This is a genomic window from Methanosarcina sp. WWM596 (genome assembly GCF_000969965.1).
Classification (GTDB): Archaea; Halobacteriota; Methanosarcinia; order Methanosarcinales; family Methanosarcinaceae; genus Methanosarcina.
Genome location: NZ_CP009503.1, coordinates 2,937,177 through 2,960,809 on the forward strand (window position 1 = coordinate 2,937,177; position 23,633 = coordinate 2,960,809).

A 23,633-nucleotide genomic window follows, 5' to 3' on the forward strand; every position below is an offset into this window, starting at 1 on the left:
GTTTTTTACTTAATATCAAGTTTGCAGGAGTTAATTTTTTCTCTTCCTGTTCTTCCCTGAAGTTACTATCAGGTAAGCCGCTATAACCGCAGTTGATGCAGGATAGATGCCCAGAGGGGATTCTTTTGCCCCGGTTTTGTCTCCCGTTTCTTCCCCGGCAGCAGCGCCTGTCCCGGAACCTTCTTCTGTGAACATAAAGATGTCCATGGTACCTTTACGCTTGTCCTGCCAGACTATCCGGTTGCCGTCGATTGCAGGGTTGCTTTCATATTCAGATGCAGTGGAAACTGTATTTTCCTGTCCTGTGGCTATGTCGTATATAAAGATGTTTGTTCCCTTTATCCTCCCATCAGCCCATACTATTCTTCCGCCCGAGATAGCAGGGGTTTTCTGTGGGGACGGGTCAATACAAACAGGTATTTCTTTTTTGCTTGAAAGGTCATACATGTAGATATCAAGGTTTCCATCCCGCCTGTCCTCCCAGACAATGTAGTTTCCTTCAATGACAGGGTTTGCCTGCCCTGCAGGGTCCGTAACTACAGGGCTTTCTTTGCCTGTATTGATATCGTACATGTAAATATCGTCATTACCGTTGCGCGGATCTTTCCAGACGATGATATTCCCCGAGATCGCAGGTTGGCTCTGGTCTGCTTTATCGGTTGTTATCCGGGTTTCCTTTTTGGTGGTAATGTCATACATGTAAATGTCAGTGTCCTGGTTCCTGCGGTCTGTCCAGACAATTATGTCGCCTGATATTGCCGGCTCTTTCTGGTCTGCCCTGTCCAATGTAATCTGGGTTTTGGTCTTGGAGTCAAGATCGTACAGATAAATATCATAGTTGCCTCTATTTTCGTCCGAAAACACAATTCGGTTGCCTGAAATTGCCGGTTCTATTTCGTCTTTTGGGCCGGCGAACAGGGGAGTTTCAGTTCTTCCTACGGACATGTCGTACATGTAGATGTCCCAGTTTCCGTCTCTTTCATCCTGCCAGACAATGTAGTCTCCTGAGACTACAGGGCTGATCTGGTGGCTAATAGCCGAGTTAATTTCCTGCTCGTCTCCTTCCAATGGCTCGGTGGCAGCTGAACCTGCACATGCGCTCAGTACCATGAAGAAAACAACTGAAATAAGTATCATTGAAAATTTGTTGTACCTCAATATTACACTTCCAATATTCCCTCTTGAGTTTCATTGTGGGTTTTTTGAGTATAGATACTTTCAACTTCGGATCAAATTTCGGTTTAACTTTCTTATCTTTTTCAAGTTTATGCATTTTCTAGCATAGAATATTTCCCAATAGCTGAGCAATCTCTAAAGGATGTATATCTCCTATAGTTTTTAGCGGTTTCCTGCATTTTAGTTTTTCTTTATTTGAGGGGGCACTTCTTTAAAGTTTAATTCAAGATCCTGCGCTAATTTCAAAATCTTGCTCTCAATTCAAGGTTCAGTCCTACTTCTTAAAGTTAAATCTTCTCAAGCTCAACTTTATTTCTTGTCAGTTTTACCAGTTTTTCAATAAATTTCTCTTCACAAATCTTTCTTATACAGAAAATAAATTCGACGCTATCAGAATATTTTTCGTCCTCTACTTTTCCGTGTTCCTCAATGAGATTCTTAATCTTTTGAATCTCCGGATATCTGAAACGTATCCTGAACCTTACTTCTTCAAAGATCTCTACAGTACCTGCCTTTTCAATAGCTGAAATTGCTGTTTCCCTGTACGCCCTGGAAAGCCCCCCAAAGCCCAGCTTTATTCCCCCAAAGTACCGGGTCACAACTACAGCTGTATTATAGAGCCCCTTTGATTCTATAACCTTAAAAACGGGTTTTCCGGAGCTGCCTGCAGGTTCTCCGTCGTCATCGTATTTGAGGGCAAAAGAGCCTTCTTCTTTTACAAAATAAGCTGAAACATTATGGTTTGCGTCTCTATGTAGCTCTTTTATCTCTTTTATGAAAGCCTTTGCTTCTGTTTCATTTTTTACCTGCCTGGCATATCCTATGAATATGGATTTTTTGAATTCTCTTTGAGCCATTCCAGAGCTTTTCAGGGTTTTATAGGTATTCAGGGTCTTATCCTCATACTGCTTTTTTAACTAATTTTACACTTGAGGCTTTAAAGTTTTGCAGATGCGCGCCGGACGAATATTATGATGTCTTTAAATAATCTTTCTGCCTACTGACGACTCACGGCTTCCCCCTAACTGGCTATATTTTCTCCATCTTAACTTATTTATGACACTTGGTACTCTAATATATTCATATTGCACTAATATAAATTAGTAAATTTCAAAAAAGAATCTATCAGGCTTGTCTGTTGGGTAAGTCTTGGACCCTTCGTCCTTTTATTTTTTTGTCAAATCGAAAAGTTTTAATCTCATTGGGGGTTCATGCATAAATATCTCATATAAATATCTCATGAATTTGTATGAGATGGGTGTAAAAAAAGGAAGAGAACTATTAGAGGTATAATTAATGAAAAAAATGTTAAAGATTATTGCAATGCTTCTTGTAATTGCTACTGTTGTCTTTGCAGCCGGATGTGCTGACAAGACCGCTGAAGAACCTGCTGAAGAAGCAGCTCATGAAGAAGTGACCGATGAAGCTCCTGTAGCAGAAGAAGATATCGTTGAAGGTGAAGAAGTCGCTGAAGTAGAACCCGTTGACGAAGAAGTTGCTGACAACTCAACTGAAGAAGTCGCTGACAACTCAACTGAAGAAGACGTCGCTGACAACTCAACTGAAGAAGTCGCTGACAACTTAACTGAAGAAGACGTCGCTGACAACTCAACTGAAGAAGACGTCGCTGACAACTCAACTGAAGAAAAAGCTCCAGCTGACGAAGAATAAACCACTGCATAAGCAATTTATAAATTACAATCCGCCAATGTGGCCTTTTAAGGCTACACATTTCTTTTTTTGAAATACCGGTTATTATCCAGTTTATGACCGTGTAAAATTGCAAGTGTAAAATTGCAATAAAGCATTTTTATTAAATCTCTGTACCAGAGTGTTTCTTCTGTTTTTCGGTCACAAACCCAGAAGTCCCAGACATAATCATACAAAAACCGGGACTATGTGGTAAATATTGAACTCACTGACATTTTCCGAATATATCAGTTTTCCACATAAAATATTTACAACTCAGTCTCTGGGCAAAGCCCTGTTAACATCAATATTTTTTCTTATTTGAGCCCCGGCGAGGATTGTAAATTTATTTTACCTGTATCCTGTTTGCGCTCAAATTTTCTTCCCTTTGCTGAATTCTACCTGAACTTTATACTCTAAATTAGGTGCGTACAGAGTTTTTCAGTGGACTCCATATATATATGAAAACATATATCGAAACATATATAGAAATATATATAGAAACACATGTTTGTAAATTTGTTGAACTATCCTGTACCGTGGGAAGTACAAAAGAGATTTCAGTTTTTTTATCGGGTATTTATGTAATATAATGATTGAAGTGAAGGTACCGGTGGTTTTTAATTTAGTTTTATTAACTTTATGGCTTTTCTAGTTAAGTTCTTTTTCCATTTTAAAATATTTCACTTTCCTATCTGAAGAAATTAATTTGAAATCCAAAGCTATTAATCTTTTGTCTGATATTTTATAAAAGTTTAATTATCTTACATATTTAATATTAATGAAGAGTTTTCAGAGGTACTTGTATGCAAAAAATGTTAAAGATCATTGCAATGCTCCTCGTTATTACGACTGTTGTCTTTGCAGCCGGCTGTGCTGAGCAGAGTACAGAGGAAGCAGCAGAAGGAGCCGCCGAAGAAACTACCCCAGCTGAAGAGGGATCCGGTGTTGAAGGAAATGCTTCCGTCGGGGAAATGCCCACTTATATTGTAGGAACAGAAGCCCAGTTCCCACCCTTTGAAATTGTAAATTCCAATGGAAATATAATCGGCTTTGACGTTGATCTCATGAACGCGATTGCTGAAGATCAGGGCTTTAAGGTTGAGTATCTTGATCAGGACTTTGCCGGCCTTATCCCGGCTCTCCAGACTGGAAATGTTGACATTATTGCCTCAGGCATGACAATCACCGATGAACGTGAAGAAGAGGTTGACTTCAGTGAACCTTATATCAACGCGGGCCTGGCTCTTGCCGTACTCATTGGCAATGAAGACATTCAGAGTGTTGATGACCTGAAGGGCAAGACCGTTGCTGTCCAGACCGGGTCTACCGGGTTCCTGAAGGCAGAAGAGCTCCAGAAAGCCGGAATCATTGCTGAGATTAAGGATTTCCCCCATGTAAATGAAGCCATCGAAGAACTCAAGATCGGTGGTGCCGATGCAATGGTCAACGACCTGCCTGTCACGGAAGCTTTCATCGCAGCTCAGCCCGATGTAATCAAGATCGTTGGCGAGCCCCTTAACAGTGAAGACTATGGCTTTGCCGTCCGCACCGGCAACACCGAACTCCTTATTAAAATCAACGCGGGTCTTGAGAACGTCAAAGCCAGTGGCAAGTACGACGAACTCCTGACAAAACTCCCAACATACATGGAAGAGTAAATCTAAGAGTAAATCTAACTGTAACTCGAGAGCTGGCACATTTTGTGCTGCTCTCCCATCTCTTCTCGTTTTGTTTCTGCTCTTTTTTCTCTAGTTTCTTCAATATTCGGCCAAATCTTTTGATTTTTGCTTTGCCTTAATTATCTTGCCCTTCATTTACAAAATATGTCCACCGATATCTTTGTTACAAATGATTGGTTTTATATAATGGAAAAGTGTTTTCAATTATATATTTCTGTAAAACGTGTATTTGCACTGGATGTTGCTTTAAAATCCCACGCTCTAAAGGCATTACTGCAGCCCATTTGCAGAGATATTTGCTGAAGAGAAATCCCCATCTGGTTGGATCGGGTGGGTGTATTTAATTCGAGCTCAAAGAGGAGCTACACATTACAAACAGACTAATTATTCACAAAAAGTAATCCGTTTTATATATTATAAATAACTGAGGTTATAGTTTGTCTCTTTTAGCGTCCTACCTTGAACACGCTATTAATGTATTTCCGAGTTTGTTGCGGGGTGCGGTAATCACCATAGAGGTCACTACCTTTGCGATATTTTTCGGGTTAATCCTGGGGACAATTGCAGCTTTCGGAAAACTCTCTAAAAGATCGGTTTTCAAAATTCCGAGTACAATATATGTTGATTTTATCCGGGGCACCCCTCTTTTCGTACAGATCCTGCTTTTTTACTATGGTATACCTGGCCTTATCATCGGGATTACAGGAGATCCTTTCATGATCGACCCGATTATCGCGGGTATCGCGGTGTGCAGTATCAATAGCGGAGCTTACAATGCGGAGATTGTGCGTGCAGGCATCAAATCCGTTGACAGAGGTCAGATGGAAGCCGCCCGTTCCCTGGGTATGACCGAAAGGCAGGCCATGAGGGAAGTCATTATGCCGCAGGCTGTAAAGCTGATAATCCCTCCCCTCGGAAACGAGTTTATAGCCCTTTTGAAAGATTCGTCTCTGCTTGCAATCATCAGCGTGCATGAGCTTGCAAAGAACGGGATGCTTTATGTCTCAAAGACCTTTGCTACTTTCCCGACATACATTTCAGTTGCCCTTGTGTACTTGGCCCTGACCATGGGAATTTCCCACGTGCTTAATTACATTGAGAGGAGGCTTGGCGTAAGTGATAGAAGTGAATAACCTCCACAAAAGTTTCGGAAGCCTGAAAGTCCTTAAAGGAATAACCGAGAAAGTTGAAGAGAGCGAAGTGGTTTGCGTGATAGGTCCCTCAGGTTCCGGAAAAAGTACCTTCCTCCGCTGCCTGAATCTTCTTGAAACTCCCACCTCGGGAGATATCTGGATTGAAGGGGAGAAGGTCACTGACCCCAACGTGAATATCAACAAGATCCGCGAGGAAGTCGGAATGGTCTTCCAGCGTTTTAACCTTTTTCCCCACATGACCGCCCTTAAAAACGTAGCCATTGCCCCTATAAAGGTCCGCGGTCTTCCTGAAAAAGAAGCTTACGACCGCGCCTATGCCCTCCTGAAAAAAGTAGGGCTTGAAGACAAGGCAAATGTTTATCCCAGTTCCCTTTCCGGAGGTCAGCAGCAGAGGGTTGCAATCGCACGAGCCCTTGCCATGCGCCCTAAGGCAATGCTCTTTGATGAACCCACCTCCGCGCTTGATCCCGAAATGGTCGGAGAAGTCTTAAACGTCATGAAAGACCTGGCAAAAGAAGGCATGACAATGGTTGTCGTAACCCACGAGATGGGCTTTGCCAGAGAAGTCGGAGACCGTGTCCTCTTTATGGACGACGGTATCATAGTAGAAAAAGGTACACCTGAAGAAATCTTCCATAATGCCCGAAACGAGAGGACAAAGTCATTTTTGAGTAAGATTCTGTAATGAAATTTTGCCAACCTGCCAGCCAGGCAAATCCCAAATTAAAAGCCAGTGCCGTAATTAGAGAGATAAACGGAGATCATATACTGGAAATGCCCCCTGGTTGAGAGAATATTTTACTTAAGCCCAAAATCTTTTTTCAATTTAAGTAAAATCTCAACTCTTTCGCCAGGCTGTCTGGTGGCCCTGCAAAAATAAGGTTTTATGGGAAACGAAGATCTATAGCTTGTATTAGTGAGTCGTGTAGTGAGTCGTGTGGTGCGCTATTATTTAAAAATATCAAGCTTGCGGTTTTTAAATAACTATATTTATCAGTTTTACTTGTTTTGTTATATTGTGGGTTGTAATGAGTAATTCGAATGAATTCGAAATACTTATCTATTATAATGTGGTATTACTCATTGGCAAATCAATTTTACTTGATTTGCCAATCGTTCTTCCTAGAGCATGCTATTCAGAGAGTTATTTATCTCTTCAACTCTCTGAATAGGGAGTTGGGGGTTCAACCTTCATCAATTTTCCTCCTTCCTTTCTTTTTCTCTATTTTTTCAATTATTTATTCTCCGATTAAATTTTTCAATATCATATTCTCCTAAACTAAAAGATACCGTAAAGTAATGCTTTTTTGCAAAAAATCGGCATTGAAGCTTTATCACCTCAGGTTCGGGCACAAAATTCATAGAAATTGACATACAGTGAGTATCTCACTCGGCTTTGCCTCCCTCTTCACTGACTATATGAATTATGTGCCAGGTTTAAAAATCTGCATAAATGTCAAGTTTAACTAGATGCTCGTGAGATGTCCTTTAAAGGATTATTTCTCTTTTTTCGAAAATTATATGAGTTTAATTCTGAAGAGTTCTACGAAGCTTTTGTTTAATTAACCGATCTATCGACAAGGGTACTATTCTTATGAGTCGTTGGGGTCACACCTCATCTTTCCAAACCTCATCTTTCCAATATACTAATCTATTCTGCTTTTAGTACTAAATAAGAACTGAACTTTGAAGGACAAGTAATCTTAGAAGGACAAGTAATCTTAGAAGGACAAGTAACCTTAGAAGGACAAGTAACCTTAGAAGGACAAGTAACCTTAGAAGGACAAGTAACCTTAGAAGGACAAGTAACCTTAGATATACTGAAGCAATATGTGGATAACCAGGGCAAATATGCATCTGACGAAGAAGATAAAGATCAATCCAACTAAAGAAAAGACACGACCTGCCTCTTTGGGAAAGAACTATGAAATGTGATTGTGGAAACGTTATTGATAGAGATAGAAATAGTGCTATCAACATCATGAAGCGGTCCTTATCACAGAATGTTTTGTGGACAGGCTATCAGAGTTTTTCAGATAATCTTCGACAAACAGGATTACAGATGGATACTTGCATCACTGCAAATATCCAGGTGACGTAATCACTCTAAGGAAGTTCCGTCCTCGCTTTCATCAGAAAGCAGGGCGGGGTAGTTCACAGCTTCTATTAAGATTTATGCAAGGTTTAAAAAGAAAAGAATACTATTGAACTACTGCACCTCTTTACTCGTCAAACTGACTTAAAATTAGTTCGAAATCTACATTTTACAATTTATTAACATTTCGACGTTCAATAAGTGTTGGCTAGCTTGACGTTGGGCTGCCAAAAGACTTAAATATATTGTTGCTGAGGCCAAAAAAATGAAAGAAACCCTGAAAGCCTACCTCGACCTCATCCGTGCCCACTTTCTCCCCGCCTGGCCCCTTATTTTCTGCTCCGGACTTGTGCTTGCTTTTGGGAATTACGGCGGCTTTTCCTGGATTTTAATTATTAAAGCTGCTCTGATAGGCTTGCTGGGGTTCGAAGCTGGCTTCGTGCTCAACGATTATGTGGACAGACATAAAGACAGGTTTGATGTCGAGAATACCCTTACCAAATACTGGAGGCCTTTTAAAGAGAGGCCCATTCCCTCAGGGACGATTTCTTCAAAAAATGCCTTCTGGCTGTTTATCCTGCTTGCAGGGATTACTTCTGCCCTTATCTTCACCCTTCCATATCCCAATTCTCTCTATGTCTTTGCAATAATGCTGTATTCTTACAGCATAGAAGTTTTTTACCAGATTAAAAAAAGAGACCAGAAATACCCGATTGCGCAGCTTCTGGGAAGAACAGATATCACCCTGTTTCCTGCAGCAGGGTATCTCTGCTACGGGCAGCCGGATATGACCATGCTGCTCTATATGGTTTTTGTCTATCCCTGGACGATGGCTCACCTGGGGTTGAATGACTTTATAGACCTGGAAAACGACCGGGCAAGAGGCATGAATTCGATTGCTGTCCTTTATGGTGTAAAGGGGGCTATGTGCTGGGTTACGGGCTTTACGCTCCTGCATTTCTTTACAGCTATTTTCTTCCTTAAGGAGCTCGGGACTATTGCTCACTATGGCTTTCTTGCAGGCTTTGTACCCCTTGCAGGAGCAAACCTTTACCTGTGGTATGAAAAAAGTCCGGGCGCCGGAATGAAGATACTGCCTGTTTACCATGGAACTCTGGTAATCTATGCGGTTTCGATAATTCTTGATTTCTTCTATTAAATTTCGTGAAATCCGTCTACGGCTTTTTCCACGGCTTTTTCCATGGCTTTCCCTCTTTTTTCAACCATATTTTTATTTTTTTCTTCTGCAGAGCCTCAGGGTATGGCAGCGCAGGCTCCCTCCTCCTGCAAGCAGGGCTTCCGGATGGAAAGGAATAATCTCAACACCTTCTCTTGCAAGTCTTTTCCCTGTTTCCTGGTCAAGTGCAACGTCATAGTGGAAGATGGTCCCGCTTTCAAGGGGGACAAAAGAACAGGCCAGGCGGCTTTGCTCTGAGTCCGAAACAGGGATGATATTCATGTCTTTCTCCTGCATGAACTTTTTAAAATCTATTCTTTCTCTGGAGTCTTCCGTGAACAGGCAGGTCTCTTCAAAGGCTGGAAGGTAAGCAAGGGCAAGGTCTTCTCTTATTCGATTGAAAACCGTATCTGGATGCATGTAGCGCCTGGCTTTCGGAGTGCGGACGTAGATGACTTCATCAAACTCGCTCAGGATATTCGAAATAAATTCCCGAATAAAGGGATAGGTATGCCTTTCCGTGTCAGCAACAAAAATCGTTTCTTTTGATAGCAGAAGGCAGCCTTCAAAAAAACCTTCTCCCCCATTGAATTCGTTGAGTATGGGAATTCCCAGGGTTTTCAGAGCTTCCTTCACGACAACCTCTTCATTTTCCCTTGCAGGCGGGCGCATTTTTGAAAGGAGTGCACCTTTTCTGGAGATGACTGCAGTATCATGCAGAAACGTAATATTTGGCATCTTCTTTATCATATCTCTGTTCTCTTCCACATTGTCTGCAAGTTCATAGACTTTGATGCCGTTTGATTCCAGAATTTCCTGGTAACGTTTGTGTTCTTCAATATATCCGGTGATATCAGGAACCTTATCGTAAAGCCAGTGTTTATAATTCGATTCGTTGACTAGGGTGAGTTCATCTCCCGGAGTATGCACAAGTACACTTCTCAGCTTTCCCAGTTCATCACAGCCGTAAGCAATATTCGATCCGGTTTTTTTCTCCCCACTCAATTTTTCTATCTGGCAACCCATGTCCAGAACCCTCCTTAATTTATTGTAATTCTCAATTATTGCCATTCTGAAATGCTTTTTTTGCAAGGATCATCGTATTTGTCCTGTCTTCACTCAGGAAAGCCTTGAGAACCTCAAATCCGCAGATGTCCAGAAAAGCGAGAATCTGGTCATATGTATATTTGTAGGTAAAGCCCATGCGGATGATGTCCCCTTCCTTAAAGCCTATGGTCTCTTCCCCGATCTTGACCTCAGAGTCCTTCAGGATATTCAGGCTCTTCCGGGTCCTGTATAGTGCCCCTATTCTGGAGTCCACATGTGCAAGCAAAAGTTCAAAGTCGAAGTCCTCAGGAGCCATTCCGTACTGAAGCAGGGGATACATATTGAAGAGCGCATTTTCTCTTGATGCATATGTGCCTAGGATGGATTTCCTTGCAGACTGTGCCTCTTCCCCTGAGCCCTGTGCAGAGAGAAGATTGGCATCAAAGAAGAACAGGTCTCCCTGCTCAAGATTTTCATGGACGAGCTGAAGAATGAATTCAGGTTCATAATTGCAAAAGGTATTTCCCAGAATGCAGAACAGAACCGGAAGATGCCAGTGTTTTTTAAGGAGTGGCATGTCCTCAATAAAGCCGACTATCCCTTTCTTTTCTACAGGCAGGTCCTTTACTTTTTTAAGGGCGATATCTACAAGCTGGCTGTTTATATCTGCAGGATAGTAACGTATTGATATTTTTTCCGAGGCTGGTTTTTCAGCCCGGTTTTTCTTAATCAGCTCTTCGAGAAGAATTCTTTCTTTTTCCCCATCCCCTACTCCCACACTCACAAGACTCATGCACGCAGGAATAAATCTGACTATTGAAGCAACATTCTCCTCAAGCATTTTTTTGAGCTGGCGGGCAACAGGAAATGTTCCGGACCCGTCCAGCTTCAGCCAGTTTTTTGCCCCTCCCGCACCTGTATACAGGAGATAATCAGGTAGTTCGTATTTCTTCAGGCTCTCATACAGCCTCTCTTCGGGACTTTTCTTGCTGATCTTTATGATCTTTTCTTCTTTTTCCGGAGCCTGTTCCAATCTCTCTTTATCTGTTCCGTTCAACTTCTCACTTCTCCCAGAATCATTTCATAATCTATATTATATCAGCTCCGTACATGAACAACTTTTCTAATTTCTTGCCTGAATTTTGTTTTTTTATTGTTTTATCTTTCTTTGAAGCATTGCTTACATTCCATCTTCAGGGCTTCAAGCGGATCGGCTCCGTTATTTATTCCGACGCTGTAGGCATATCCGCGGCAGCCTATGCATTCTTCTGTGTGTTCGCAGTTCCCGCACCTGCCTTCGAGCACTTTGTCAATATTCCTAACATATGAGAAAAGGTCGGAATTGTAGATCTCCCTCAGGCTCATCCTGTTTATGTTATAGGGATATTCTCCGTTAACCCTCAGTGCAGGATGTTCGTCCAGTTTTGTAGGTGCACAGGGCCTGACATTTCCTTCGATATTGATGTACAGGCTGTAAAGGTGCTGAAGGCAGCCGCTTGCAGTGATTGGGGTATAGGGCAGCCAGTCGTACCTGTAATATTTTCTGTCTATTTCCAGGAGTTTTAATTTGTATTCTTTTATCTCATCGGTTGTAAGCAGCTTATCTTCAAGTTCGTCATTTGCCCTGCCCGTCGGCGTAAGGATCTCCATATTGGGAAAAATGTTGTTCTGCCGGCAGAAATGCCAGATCACCTCAATCTCTTCAAGATTCATTTTATTGCTCACAAAAGAGATTCCAAGGCGGAGTTTTCCCGGCTCCGAAGGTTTTGAAAAACCTGCTTTTATAAGATTTTCAAGCCCGATTTTTATATCATCGAAAGCTCCTTCTCTTCCTGCCAGATAGTCCTGGACCTCTGGCCTGAGGGAATCAAGTTTTCCCATAACAGAGGCGTTGTGTTCGTACAGGAAGCCTGCAAGTTCCTCTGTCATCAAAACAGTGTTCGTAAACAGCATCGGGATGATTCCAAGGGAATCAATGCAGGCAATCAATTCTCTAAAGTTAGGGTAAAGAGTCGGCTCTCCTCCCCCGATCACAACCACAGACCTGATCCCAAGTTCTTTTGCCTCGGATATTATGCGTTTGAGGACATTGAAGTCAGCTATTTTTACGGAATCCTCCCCGCTCTGTGCATAACAGTAGCGGCAGCGGAGATTGCATGATGTATTCGTTTCAAGCCTTATGGCTAAAAGCCTGTTTGAATTTCGAGCCTCGTGGGCTTCCTGTGCCCCGTACATGTATCCCCTCAGGACGGGGGGCTGCGAAAAATGAGTTTTTGTATTTGGATTGATACACTCACTCCCTTAAATATTTGAAAATAATCCCCTAATTCTTAACTGATTTATTATCTTAACTTACAAATTTTGCCCTTAAAATACTAGAAAATGGGTATTTATCAAGTTGTAAGAAACTAAGTGTTTTTTTGAATCGAACCTGCTTTTTGGAGCGAACACATGCTAAATCGAATATGTGTTTTTTATATTGATGGCTAAAAACACTGTACTAATTATCAATGCAGAAATAACGATACATGGATCATTAAATTTCTGCAGTAAAAACTGGACATTTGAGCTTGGATTGTCTCAATTCCTTCTGTAGGTATTGATATGAGCAAAATCAACAAGAAAATCGCTTTTTTTATTTTTTTCTAACAATCATAATAGAAAACGAGCTTGTTTTTATCAAGTTTCTTATAGCTTTCAACCTTATCTTATCCAGGATGTTTGAAGAAATTCAGGCTAGAAAAGCCCTCAATAAAATAAAGAAAACAAGTAGATTCTCACTGCCTTTCCAATGGGACCTTAATATCTATAGAGGATGTGAACACGGCTGCAATTACTGTTATGCAATGTACTCTCACAGCTATCTGGAAAAAGAAGAGAAAATTTCCTGTAAAGGGAAAAAAGACTCTGATTTTTTCCGAAAAATCTATGTAAAGACAAACATTGCAGAAGCCCTCGAAAAACAGCTTGGAGCCCCTTCCTGGAAAAAAGAGGTAATCAACATAGGCGGGGTATGTGACAGCTACCAGCCGGCTGAGGAAAAATATGGCTTGATGCGTGACGTTCTGGCATTTATGATCAAATACAAAAACCCTATTACCTTATCCACAAAATCGGATCTTATCCTGAGGGATATTGACCTTCTTTCAGAACTTGCTGATCTGACGCAGGTAAATATTGCGGTTACAGTTACAACCATGGATGAAAAGCTAGGTTCTCTGCTGGAACCCGTCGCTTCTCCTCCTGAAAAACGATTTTCAGTCATGCGGGCTTTCAAAGACACTGCTGCTACTACCGGGCTTCATATGATGCCAATTCTTCCTTTTCTTACGGACAATCCTGAAAATCTGGAACAAGTTCTTTCCCTCGCAGCCGAATGTGAAGTTGATTATGCTCTTCCGGGTCTTCTTTACCTCAGGGGTGAGACCAGAAAACACTTTTTCAATTTCCTTGCCTGCAATTTCCCCGAACTTCTTGATCCTTACTGCAGGTTGTATGCAAAAGGGGGGGCTGACAGAGCTTATAAAGCTGAACTTTACGGGCTACTCAGGAATCTCATGCAGAAATACAATCTCTCAGCCGACTACATGAAACCTTTAAAAATAAAATCTTCAAGCCCAAAGCAGCTCAGGTTGACGGATTTTTAAGAGGAGTTTTGAACTACTTTTGTAGAATGCATGAAAAAAGGAAAAATAGTAAAAAAGAGTTAAGCTTTTATTTTTCGCAGCTGCAGGAAATGTTGCCTTTCAGGATCTCTTTCCAATCCCCAATTACATCATGAGTCCAGCAGTCATCTGCACCCGCGGCTTCCCTCATGACCAGGGCAAAGATATATGAGAGTTCTTTAACTGTTGCTCCTGCTTCAAGGGCACCTTTGAAGTGCTTCAGGACACAGGGTTTGGATCTGGCTTTGATCGAGAGGGCAAAGCAGATGAACTGGTATGTCTTTTCGTCAATCATCCTTTTTTCGGCATAGAGCTGGTCGATCTCGTCCAGCTTCCGGGTGAATTCAGGGAAAAATTCTTCCAGCATTCTCATTTCCATGGCTCCTTTTTTACCCACACACCTGCAGGTTCACGCTGTTAATCAATATATCTACTAAGGTAATTTTATTATTTAAGGGTTAGTTCAAAATATTTTGAAACCACTTTCCCAATCCCTGTTCATGATTTTTCGAGGGATGCTCTTTCTTCCAGAGTTAAAAAAAGGCAGTTTTCAGCTTTAAAGGCATGGATCAAAACTTTAAGGTTTTCAAGGGCTTTTTTTCCGGTATTGAACTTGCAGTCCAGACGTACAGGCATTTTGGACATGTCTACAAATTCCCAGGGATGGACAAAAATCACAGGAGCTGTTATGCGCCTGAGTGGTGGGAGGAAAATATCCGGGGATAATCTCAGAAAAGAGGAGGTAACTGTTACCGGAATCCTGGTTATTTTGCCGTTTATCCTCGTTTTTTGGGAAAAGGGGGGCTTGTAAGCTGCAAAAGAGGAGTCATACATAAATCCCTCTTCTTCCAGGAGTTCAAGATAGCTTTCCGGGAACTGAAGGTTCGGAGCCCTGAAGGAGACCATCCGCTTTTCAAATTGCCTGAGCACATTTCCCGCCCGCTTCAGGTCAATTTTTGCCTCTTCCCTTCCCATGCGGTCAAAACGGGTGTGTGTATAGCCGTGGCAGCCCAGCTCATGCCCATCTACCGGGATCTGGCGGATAAGATCAGGATACTGCTCTGCCATCATTCCTGTCACGAAGAAGGTTGCCTTTATCTCTTCTTTTTTGAAGAGTTGCAGCAGTTTTGGCATTCCCTCTTCCATTCCCCTTGTACTTGTAAGCATGGGTGGGCAGTCTTCTTCTACATCAATGGTTATTGTGATGTTTTTCATAAATGACCCCTCTATATACCAGGTCGGTCTGTTCATAGATTTTGTTCCAATCGTAATTTGAAAGCCCTTCACTGGCCTTTCGGGCAAATTCGGCTCTTAAAGCCGGTTTTTCTATCAGATCCTGAACGCAGGATTCGAATTCCGGAAGGTCGTTTGCAAGGTAACCGTTAACTCCGTTCTTGATAATGTCTGAGACTCCACTATGGTTCATTGCCACAACAGGGACATTTTTTGAGATTGCTTCCAGAATCGAAATCCCAAATGCCTCATCACTGGAAGGAAGGGCAAAGATATCTGCCTGTTCCATATATTCCAGTACTGTCTTTCGGGGCACTTCTCCTGTAAAGCAGAAATTTTCAGATAAACCGGATTTTTCCACCTTTTTTTCCAGGCTTTTTCGAAGGGCGCCGTCGCCTATCATTAGGAATATCAGGTTTTCATGTTTTTTAAGGAGGGAAGGAGCAATGCCAACGAGATTCTGGACACCTTTCTTCTTTGTCATGCGGGCAACTGTAATAATTACAAGTTTTCCTTTCCTGTCAAAGGGGAAGGGGACTTTCTGGCTGCTTCTCTCAGATTCCATGCCGTTGAAGATCCTGTAAACAGGTTTTTTTGTCATTAGTTTTGTATCCTTTTCAACTGCCGAACTGACAGCAATTACGGCATCGGCATTTCCTACAAGTATCTTTCCTGCAAGATACAAAAAAAGACGAAGCGGCGTATGCCCTACCAGGGAATGGTTGGTAACCACCGAAGGGACTTCCAGTTTTCGGGATGCAATAAGAGCCACCATACCGAGTGGGGAGTCCAGCCCGTGAGAGTTGACAATGTCATAATTTCCTTCTTTAAGGAGCTGATAGAGCTCTTTATACGCACCTGGCATCAGGAACCGCTGCTGTCCTGGAAAGGGGCGGCTCTTGACTCTGATTACTGAGACTCCATCCCTTATGCTGTATTTGGGGATATCAGGGTAGCTTCTGGTAATAACATGTACTTCATGACCCTTCTGGTTCAGGGTTTTTGCAAGGGCATGAATGGAGTACTCTATTCCCCCTACTTTTGGAAAATACCAGTCGCTGATCAGTGCGATTTTGTGTTTTTCCATACCGTAAACCCTCCGTAACAAAACAGATACAGAAATCCGATCGCGCTGCTGAGCCCATAGGATATGAAACGCTCAAGAAACACGAAGCTGCTAGCAGATACAAGCGGTAGCCCGAAATACAGGAGCAGGTAGATCAGCCCCCCATCAACAATTCCAAGCCCGCCAGGTGTAATGGGGAGGGATCCGAGCAGCAGGTGCAGGATTGATACAGTTGCTATAACGTGCAGGGGGATAGAGAGGCTCAGGGCTGAAGCAATCAGTCCAAGGCGCACAATATCAAGAGCCCAGACTCCACATGAAAGCAGGAGTGCAGGAACAAAAGATTTGTGGAGTTGTTCCCAATTTTGATAAAGTCTGTTCAGATGAGGTTCAAGTCTTTTTCGGAGTAACCAGGTTCCTGTCCCTGCTACAAAGAGGACTATGAACAGGAAAAGGGCCGTACTCCACGATAGAACACCTTTATGAAGCTGAAAAATGTTCTGGGCGGGGGGAAAAAAATAAAGCGCGTAGAGAAATAGCAGGGTAATCGGAATTGCTTCAACCATCCTTTCGAAGAGGATCGTTATAAGGGCATGAGTATATCTTACTCCAAAGCGTCGGTTGACCCAGATTATTCGGAGGGGTTCCCCCCCAAACCTGCTTGCCGGGGTGAAGTTATTTACAAATATCGCTCCAAAGAGAATGGGAAAAAGATCTGTTGCTTTTAGATTATATCCTAGGGAAGAGAGCACCTTTTGCCAGCGAATCGCAAAGAAGTACACGCTTAGCAGGTAGACTAAAAACGCCAGAACGAAATAACGAATTTGGATTTGCCGGAGCAACTTCCAGCTTTCCTCCAAAAGAAGTATTATTTCTGTTCGGTGAGTATAGATAAGAATTGATGCTATCGCGAACAGTAAGATGACTGCAATGCCTTTTCTTAAGGCTCCGAGGTTCAACAGTACACCTTCATAATACGTATTCGGAGTGGGAGTTCCCACTCAGTATATTTTTCTCATCCTTTAAAATTCAGTTTTGTTTCTGGACTACCAGGTCCTTTAATATTCAGATTCGGTTCATGGTCTTTCCTATCCGTAAGGCCGGAAATTACCCTTCCGATCCTTCATCATTGTCGAGACTAAACTTATCTGTAATTGACACGGATCCCCCTCTCTGGAAACTTTTTGATCCAAGTATTTTGATTCATTCGAAAAGAGATATATCCGGTCAAAGTTACACCTCTTCCCTATTACGCCTCTCCCTATTACGTTTCTTCCCTATTACGCCTCTCCCTATTACGTTTCTTCCCTATTACGTTTCTTCCCTATTACGTTTCTTTCCTATTACGTTTCTTCCCTATTACGCTTCTTCCCTATTACGTTTCTTCCCTATTACGCTTCTTCCCTGTTTTTTTTAAATGTCTTTCCCCTATCAATGCATATTTTCCCTTTTTAATTTAGGTACCCTTATGTTCCATCTCTTTTCCTTTAATTCCCATTTTAAATTTAATTTCTTTTTATATAATATCTATGATAATCCAGTTTTTTAAGATTTTAGCCTTCTTCTATCATTTTCCGTTTTATCACTCTTAGATTTTCAGGTAACTCTCCTTCTCCTCAATATGCCATCTCTTCTTCACTTTTGTGCGCTTTCTTCTCTCACATATAGGCTTTGCCGGTTTGCATAGTCATTATCTGTTATATCCTTACTACAATATCGTGAAATGGGGCTGTATAGGCACGGATCCCCTCATTTTAAAAATGTTTTCAAGAAACCTGTTGATTCCCATAAAAATACTGCGGAATGTAAGCTAAAAGGCCATCTGGGTCTTTTATATGTGAAAAAAGATGATCTTCCGGGTAAGTAGAGTCAATCGCGGGGGTAAGGCATTAATCATCTCTGTAAATATGAGCACATACACCAGTTTTTTTAAAATAGAGGGAGAGGGTTGGATGCTTTTGTTTTTCAATCATTTACCCCCACAACCTTTTACTTTATCTTTGGGGTAGATTAAATTTGACTCAAAAAGTTGATCCTGGGTCGGAAACAAATACTTTTCTGAATTTAATCGTTATTAATTGTGAAGTCGCTGATAATAAGCTCAATATTTTTTCCATCTGATGGAGGAGCCAACAACCATAAATTCATCATAACTTTCTCGGGCTGCTGCGGGATTCCAGAAACATTTGTGTAATTTAAGTTTGCTATAATTTCTCCGTTTTCCTTCATGGATGTGAATCTTACATACGTGGGTTTCCATTCAATTCTATAAATTGTGTCTGTGCCTGTAATGCTCAATGGAACCTGATATCCTTGAGTGTTCCCTTCAGTTTTAGCAGGTTGTACAGAATACCAAAGTTGATTTCCTTCGGTTTTACCCCATTTTGTAGTTTCAATATCTAATTCTTGGGAATCACTTAAATATGTGAATAGTCCCACAACACTGTTTTTGTCAAATGTATAGACAGGCGAGGCGACTTTCCAGGTAAACGTGCCATAAAGATATGTGTCTTGACTCATTAAAGTTGTACATTTCCATATACCTTTGTCCTTTACAACTGTTAAATGCAGTTTATTTTGGTTATCTATCCATGCACCTGTCTTATTCCAGTAGTTATCACCTGGATCTGATCTTCCACCCATCAAATACCAATCTTGCCCTTTCCAGTTAATTGCTCCATTTGATGGGTATGTATTCGTTTCTGACTGAAAAACTGTAATCAACACAACCAACAAAGTAAATAAACATATTAAATATTTAATTGTCTGCATATTCGTTTTTCCCATAATTCTCAGTTCCCTCATTCCAGACTTTTGCGACGTCAATGCTGGTTTTTCAATTCATCAAGCCTTTTTCTCTAAGAACTCTTTACGAAATTACCTAGATAACGCATAATTATTTTGAAAGTTACTCGGGTGGCTTACTTGTGAAAATGGACGAGTATAGTCTAAAAAGGTGTCTATGTTATTTCGCGGTGGGTCCGAAGTGTTGACAATGTACTGCAATTTTATTGTCAATAGGGTATATCACAAATAACGTTAGAAACCTGGCCTGAATAAGGTTGATTTTGCAGATTTCTCATCAAAAAGTTTCAATTCAACATTTAGATGTGTATATATGTATTTGTGCTGAATTCAGGATCAGCGTATCTAACTAATTTAACTTTGATTTACTTAATATTTCTTACAGGATATTAACCATAAGTAACTTCTCAATGCCGTCTAATGTCACCTGATTTCTACAGTTAGATAAAAAGAAGTGTTCTTTTTTTATTCAGCTCTATGAATAACCACAAAGATGAACGTTTCGAATACAAATGAGGAGTTGGATTCAGAAAAGAGGGAGGGGTGAAGGAAAATAAATCCTTAACCCTGTTCAATGAATCATCTTCTATGTCTTCTTCCTGAATGTTTCGACCTGGATCTAGTGACTTTAGAATCACTGGAATCACTGGAATCGCTGGAATCACTGGTATCATCTACGCTTTCTGATGTAGATCCTTGCTGATATGCCACATAGGAAAAGTCACTAATTATAAGATCAATGTTCTTTCCATCGGATGGAGCTAACCCTTCAGTTAACCAGAGATTCATAATCGCATATTGAGGATTTGAAGGGATTTTTCCAGTATATGTAAATTCAGAGAGTACCTTCCCGCTTTCAGTTGTGGACTTAAATTTGATTGAGGATGGTTGCCAGTCAATTGTATGGATAGTTGTACCAGTATAGCTCTCCAACGAACCCTGATTATTACCGCTCAAGCTGTAGGGTTGCACAGAGTACCAGAGGTTATTCCCGGAGGCTACACCCCATCTGGAGATCTCCACATCTAATTCCTGTAAGTCGTCTAAATATGTAAAAAGTCCCACAACACTATTTTTGTCATATGAAAATACAGGAGAGTCCACAGTCCATGTAAATGTTCCATATCCGTATTTGTTGCGACTGTCAACCTCTGAACATTTCCATACACCTGCATTTTTTTCAATTGTTAAATGCAGCCTGTTTTGATCATCAATATAAACACCATTTGCATCCCAGGTGTTCGGCCCGGGTGCCCCGCCTCCAGATCTTACATCCCATGTAAGACCATTCCAGTTAAGCTCACCGTTTGATGGGTACTCAGTAGCTCCTGAGGGCATAGTCGAAACCACTACAACAAACAGAGCAAGGAACCATCTTAAATATTTATCTGTTCTCATGTTATTTTTCCCCAAATTGTTTTATTCGATGTTTAGTTGATCGGGAGAATCCATTGATCAAATCTGAAAAAGTGTATACTTTTTTCCTAACTCAAACTCACTGGTTATATTTCTAATGTCAACAGGGGGTTAAATTTAATCTCTTTTGGTCATAATAATATACTCCAGTTTACCCCCCTCTATCTCACTGTCTTTCTATTTTTTTATCATAATAGATATTTTTCACATTTTTTCTCCTGCAAAAAGTTAAAATTTATTTAGTTTTCTTAAGGGTGTTTTTATACCTTTAACTTCTCTAAAAAATCAGTAATTATCAGTGCATGTTTCGTATAATCCAATACAATAACGAATATTTACTTTCAAACCAAGATTAAAAATTATAATGGATTATAGAATTATATTGATTTATATCTCAAAAATCCATGAAAATTTTATATATGTACATGTCTCTAAATTGTACATTAATATATAAATATTTTTTGTCTGTATGTGTATAAGTTAATTTTTAAATTTATTTATTTATCTTAAAATATTTCTATTTTTATTCTTCATTGTTCTTAAAATTCGCATACAAATACTATCTATTTTCCTCTTTAACAATTCCTCACTATTGTATGACGATTATCATTCTAAATAAAGTTGCAGATAGTATTAAAGGAAAAACAGGAAATAAAAATAGAAAATCTGTTCCAGTAATTTTGAGTGAATTCATAAAAAATTGAATAAATTTACATCATAATTTGGGGAAATTTGAACCTTTCAAAATGGGGAAATGTAATACATAATTGACTAATTATAATCAAAACGTGTCAAAATCAAAAACTCATTGGGGAATTTTCAGGTGCAGTATCAAAAAACAACTAAATAAGATCAATTTTTGATAACTTTTGGATTTCTACTAATTATCTATACAATTTTTGCAATTTACTAATTAACTCTATCTGTTTTTTTTTAAATTTTTAAATGTGGATCTGAAAACTTTTATATTTATAAATATCCTATTGGAATATTTATTGTCTAATATATTTAATTAGTTATTATATCTTTGCAAAAATAATTATGTAAAACGATATTTGTCCAATTTTTATCCATTTATATGAATAATTATCCCTATATGTGTTCAAAATTCCAATTTAAGACTGCTGGATATAGAAAATATGGGTGCTGTGAAGGTACTAATAAATCGTTTTCAGGTGTGTTTGAATGGTTCTAAAAAACGAGATAGAAAACGTAGATACAACTAAAAGTATTAAACTTAAATCCGAGTTAAACGTCACACATAAAGGTAAATACGGTCAAAAGACAGTGTGCCGATTTATAAAGAATAAATACATACCAGTTATTTCACTTTTTTTTGCTATATTGATTACTGTTTCTGTGGGTACATTTATTTATACGTCAACGGGCAACATGAGTAACTTGTTTACTCATAAAACTATTCTGGATGAACCTGAGCTTCTACAAGCACTGCAAACTGCGCAAGCTAGCGGTGTCACGATGGCAATTCATGGTTGGGAGCACGAAAACTATTCAGAGATGTCACCTGACCAAGCAATAGTAGATATAAAAAAAAGTGAAGCTGTTTTTAAACAAGCTGGACTAAAATCAGAACTGTTTGTATCCCCTTATGAGATATTTGGAGTTCCAGATAATCCAGAAGTGGTGGAAGCAATAAAAAAAGAAGGTATTGCCATTGGAACAATTGGAGAGCCAATATACGAATATACATGGCTCTGGAGAAATATGACAAGTTTTGATGACCCTATATTCCAGGCAGCTTCTGCAGAAATAAGACAAAATAAACCTATAGTTATTGTGTTACACGCGCAGGACTGGAATAAGTATACTGAACAGTTCTTAATTAGTTATTTGATATCGACGAATGAGACAGATATCACAGTAAGAATGGATGATATTAATCAGGCTACTCCAAAAGAAGTAATTAATGATGCAGCAAAGTTTACTCAATATAAATCAGTAAGCAAGGTTGTATTCGCAATAATTCCTTCAGGTGTGTATGATAACGATGACCCGGTAGTGTATAACATCAAGGTGAACGACATAATGAAATTCTATTTCTTGTTCTTCATCATAATTGCGCTGCTACCACTATCCTTCTTTGTTGTTTGGAGGCTACTATCCAGTTGGAATAAGAGAAAATACAAAAATGATCCGCAGACTGAAATAAATGCTAGATATCCTAATCTTGTTTCGGTACTAGTTCCGGCATATAATGAGGAAAAATCGATAGGTAGATGTATTGAAGCTCTCCTTTGTCAGGATTATGGCGGCCCGATGGAAATAATCGTAATCAATGATGGCTCAAGTGACGGAACTGCCAAAATCATTTCGACATATCCAGTGAAATTCATAGATCTTAAGAAGAACGGGGGAAAGGCCAATGCTCTTAATAGGGGTATTGAAGAAGCAAAAGGCGATATTTTAGTCTTCACTGATTCTGATTCCAATATGGTAAAGGATACTATTAGCTGCCTGGTAAAAACGCTTATGGATGACAGTGACGCTCAGATGGTAACTGGAACTGTGCTCATAAATAATCCTGAAAAAAGTGGTGTGATGAGAAGAATAATGATATATTGCCAGATGATCGAATATCAGCTTGAGCAAGAAATCATGCGATATCTCCAGGGGTTGGGTGGTAATATTCTTGTGTGCCCGGGCCCGAGTACTGCAGTAAGGCGCAGCGTATGTGATGTTGTGAGGTTCAGTGATGATACAATAGTTGAGGATGCTGATTTCACAGTCAATGTCCTTCAAAAATCTATGAAAGTCGTTCAAAATCTACAAGCAAAAGTTTACACGAATGCGCCAGAAACGCTAGGTGCCTGGTATAAGCAAAGAACGAGATGGTGGTTTGGATATCTTCAGGTGTGGAAAATACACAGGCAATGGTCAGTAGGAAATTCGTGGATGATATATAATTACCTGAGCTACATAATTAGTGTTTGCTCAATTCTCATGATCTTATTGATCCCATATTTCATGTTACAATACAATGATGTGACGTATGTCGCTTTGCGTGGACTACTATATGTCATAATCCCTGTACTACTGTATATTATATTGACGGGTTGGTTATTTGGACACGATAAGAAGCTATTGCTGATATTGATACCTTATGTAATTATTTATTCCACATTTAGGGTCTTCGTGCTCAGTTATGTCTACATTTGCTATCTGACAGGAATAGGTTTGAAAATTAAATTCGGTTCCCGGACAATTGATGCAAAGTAAAATGGAGAATAAACGAGGATGGACTTATGCGGTTTAACTTAAAAACCAACGATGTCTAATATATTTTATTTTCAGTCGAATACCCCGGCTAGTGTCATGACAAATTGAATCTGAAACGCAATTTATATAGCGGTATCTCTTTAGTTATTGCTTTTATATCTAAAGTGTTGCATAAACAAGCTGTCAAGACA

At 40.1% G+C, this 23,633-nt stretch carries 19 protein-coding genes; 8 read left to right on the forward strand and 11 right to left on the reverse strand.

The features are described from left to right. Positions 1-30 precede the first annotated feature (30 nt). Both MSWHS_RS12975 and MSWHS_RS12980 read right to left on the reverse strand, forming a co-directional pair. Entirely contained in the window at positions 31-1,110 is a 1,080-nt protein-coding gene (locus MSWHS_RS12975; protein ID WP_231585437.1) for a DUF5050 domain-containing protein, read from the reverse strand. 353 nt (positions 1,111-1,463) lie between these two features. Continuing rightward, entirely contained in the window at positions 1,464-2,033 is a 570-nt protein-coding gene (locus tag MSWHS_RS12980; RefSeq protein WP_048129536.1) for a YigZ family protein, read from the reverse strand. Positions 2,034-2,472: 439 nt separating this feature from the next. Between MSWHS_RS12980 and MSWHS_RS21710 the strand changes: the two genes are divergently transcribed. The 6 genes from MSWHS_RS21710 to MSWHS_RS13005 all read left to right on the forward strand — a co-directional run bounded on the left by MSWHS_RS21710 (position 2,473) and on the right by MSWHS_RS13005 (position 8,955). After that, entirely contained in the window at positions 2,473-2,847 is a 375-nt protein-coding gene (locus tag MSWHS_RS21710) for a hypothetical protein (RefSeq protein ID WP_048129534.1), read from the forward strand. A gap of 824 nt (positions 2,848-3,671) precedes the next feature. Next, complete coding sequence (locus MSWHS_RS12990) at positions 3,672-4,526, forward strand: basic amino acid ABC transporter substrate-binding protein (RefSeq protein WP_048129532.1); 855 nt, start codon at positions 3,672-3,674, stop codon at positions 4,524-4,526. Positions 4,527-4,984: 458 nt separating this feature from the next. Then, entirely contained in the window at positions 4,985-5,680 is a 696-nt protein-coding gene (locus MSWHS_RS12995; protein ID WP_231585438.1) for an amino acid ABC transporter permease, read from the forward strand. Continuing rightward, positions 5,664-6,386, forward strand: coding sequence for an amino acid ABC transporter ATP-binding protein (locus MSWHS_RS13000; RefSeq protein WP_048159161.1), 723 nt, complete (start codon positions 5,664-5,666; stop codon positions 6,384-6,386). The genes MSWHS_RS12995 and MSWHS_RS13000 overlap by 17 nt, the downstream gene beginning before the upstream one ends. A 1,218-nt stretch (positions 6,387-7,604) precedes the next feature. Then, complete coding sequence (locus tag MSWHS_RS19490; protein ID WP_255350527.1) at positions 7,605-7,802, forward strand: transposase; 198 nt, start codon at positions 7,605-7,607, stop codon at positions 7,800-7,802. A gap of 259 nt (positions 7,803-8,061) precedes the next feature. Next, positions 8,062-8,955, forward strand: coding sequence for a prenyltransferase (locus MSWHS_RS13005; protein WP_048129528.1), 894 nt, complete (start codon positions 8,062-8,064; stop codon positions 8,953-8,955). Between the two features lie 72 nt (positions 8,956-9,027). Here MSWHS_RS13005 and MSWHS_RS13010 read toward each other — a convergent pair whose 3' ends face one another. From MSWHS_RS13010 to MSWHS_RS13020, 3 genes are all read right to left on the reverse strand, one after another. Then, on the reverse strand, positions 9,028-10,044 hold the full coding sequence (locus tag MSWHS_RS13010; RefSeq protein ID WP_052722721.1) for a dimethylarginine dimethylaminohydrolase family protein: 1,017 nt from the start codon (positions 10,042-10,044) through the stop codon (positions 9,028-9,030). After that, positions 10,031-11,077 (reverse strand): L-histidine N(alpha)-methyltransferase, encoded by a 1,047-nt coding sequence (locus MSWHS_RS13015; protein WP_048159163.1) that lies wholly within the window; start codon positions 11,075-11,077, stop codon positions 10,031-10,033. The genes MSWHS_RS13010 and MSWHS_RS13015 overlap by 14 nt, the downstream gene beginning before the upstream one ends. Before the next feature lie 101 nt (positions 11,078-11,178). Further along, complete coding sequence (locus MSWHS_RS13020) at positions 11,179-12,255, reverse strand: radical SAM protein (protein ID WP_231585439.1); 1,077 nt, start codon at positions 12,253-12,255, stop codon at positions 11,179-11,181. 482 nt (positions 12,256-12,737) lie between these two features. Here MSWHS_RS13020 and MSWHS_RS13025 point away from each other — a divergent pair, with 482 nt between their 5' ends. Then, positions 12,738-13,667, forward strand: a complete 930-nt coding sequence (locus MSWHS_RS13025; RefSeq protein ID WP_048159164.1) for a radical SAM protein — start codon at positions 12,738-12,740, stop codon at positions 13,665-13,667. Between the two features lie 67 nt (positions 13,668-13,734). On the opposite strand, the gene MSWHS_RS13030 is transcribed toward MSWHS_RS13025, so the two are convergent. From MSWHS_RS13030 to MSWHS_RS13055, 6 genes are all read right to left on the reverse strand, one after another. Further along, positions 13,735-14,058, reverse strand: a complete 324-nt coding sequence (locus tag MSWHS_RS13030) for a carboxymuconolactone decarboxylase family protein (RefSeq protein ID WP_048129520.1) — start codon at positions 14,056-14,058, stop codon at positions 13,735-13,737. Between the two features lie 125 nt (positions 14,059-14,183). Further along, positions 14,184-14,900, reverse strand: a complete 717-nt coding sequence (locus MSWHS_RS13035; protein ID WP_048129518.1) for a polysaccharide deacetylase family protein — start codon at positions 14,898-14,900, stop codon at positions 14,184-14,186. Further along, positions 14,875-16,005, reverse strand: a complete 1,131-nt coding sequence (locus tag MSWHS_RS13040) for a glycosyltransferase family 4 protein (protein WP_048159165.1) — start codon at positions 16,003-16,005, stop codon at positions 14,875-14,877. Before MSWHS_RS13040 ends, MSWHS_RS13035 begins: the two co-directional genes overlap by 26 nt. Then, positions 15,981-16,985 carry a YbhN family protein gene (locus tag MSWHS_RS13045; protein ID WP_231585441.1) on the reverse strand — a complete coding sequence of 335 codons (1,005 nt, stop codon included), beginning with the start codon at positions 16,983-16,985 and terminating at the stop codon, positions 15,981-15,983. The genes MSWHS_RS13040 and MSWHS_RS13045 overlap by 25 nt, the downstream gene beginning before the upstream one ends. A gap of 1,063 nt (positions 16,986-18,048) precedes the next feature. Further along, on the reverse strand, positions 18,049-18,756 hold the full coding sequence (locus MSWHS_RS13050) for a glycoside hydrolase family 16 protein (RefSeq protein ID WP_156148199.1): 708 nt from the start codon (positions 18,754-18,756) through the stop codon (positions 18,049-18,051). A gap of 612 nt (positions 18,757-19,368) precedes the next feature. Continuing rightward, positions 19,369-20,187 (reverse strand): glycoside hydrolase family 16 protein, encoded by an 819-nt coding sequence (locus MSWHS_RS13055; RefSeq protein ID WP_048129510.1) that lies wholly within the window; start codon positions 20,185-20,187, stop codon positions 19,369-19,371. 1,203 nt (positions 20,188-21,390) lie between these two features. Here MSWHS_RS13055 and MSWHS_RS13060 point away from each other — a divergent pair. Beyond that, positions 21,391-23,442 (forward strand): glycosyltransferase, encoded by a 2,052-nt coding sequence (locus MSWHS_RS13060; RefSeq protein WP_052722723.1) that lies wholly within the window; start codon positions 21,391-21,393, stop codon positions 23,440-23,442. Positions 23,443-23,633 lie beyond the last annotated feature (191 nt).

Coding starts and splice junctions, on each gene's coding strand:
- MSWHS_RS13010 (WP_052722721.1), bottom strand. CDS start 10,044: ATGGCAATAATTGAGAATTACAATAAATTAAGGAGGGTTCTGGACATG.
- MSWHS_RS13055 (WP_048129510.1), bottom strand. CDS start 20,187: ATGAGAACAGATAAATATTTAAGATGGTTCCTTGCTCTGTTTGTTGTA.
- MSWHS_RS12975 (WP_231585437.1), bottom strand. CDS start 1,110: ATGGTACTGAGCGCATGTGCAGGTTCAGCTGCCACCGAGCCATTGGAA.
- MSWHS_RS13005 (WP_048129528.1), top strand. CDS start 8,062: ATGAAAGAAACCCTGAAAGCCTACCTCGACCTCATCCGTGCCCACTTT.
- MSWHS_RS12980 (WP_048129536.1), bottom strand. CDS start 2,033: ATGGCTCAAAGAGAATTCAAAAAATCCATATTCATAGGATATGCCAGG.
- MSWHS_RS13050 (WP_156148199.1), bottom strand. CDS start 18,756: ATGCAGACAATTAAATATTTAATATGTTTATTTACTTTGTTGGTTGTG.
- MSWHS_RS13020 (WP_231585439.1), bottom strand. CDS start 12,255: ATGTACGGGGCACAGGAAGCCCACGAGGCTCGAAATTCAAACAGGCTT.
- MSWHS_RS21710 (WP_048129534.1), top strand. CDS start 2,473: ATGAAAAAAATGTTAAAGATTATTGCAATGCTTCTTGTAATTGCTACT.
- MSWHS_RS12990 (WP_048129532.1), top strand. CDS start 3,672: ATGCAAAAAATGTTAAAGATCATTGCAATGCTCCTCGTTATTACGACT.
- MSWHS_RS13035 (WP_048129518.1), bottom strand. CDS start 14,900: ATGAAAAACATCACAATAACCATTGATGTAGAAGAAGACTGCCCACCC.
- MSWHS_RS13060 (WP_052722723.1), top strand. CDS start 21,391: ATGGTTCTAAAAAACGAGATAGAAAACGTAGATACAACTAAAAGTATT.
- MSWHS_RS13030 (WP_048129520.1), bottom strand. CDS start 14,058: ATGAGAATGCTGGAAGAATTTTTCCCTGAATTCACCCGGAAGCTGGAC.
- MSWHS_RS13025 (WP_048159164.1), top strand. CDS start 12,738: ATGTTTGAAGAAATTCAGGCTAGAAAAGCCCTCAATAAAATAAAGAAA.
- MSWHS_RS13040 (WP_048159165.1), bottom strand. CDS start 16,005: ATGGAAAAACACAAAATCGCACTGATCAGCGACTGGTATTTTCCAAAA.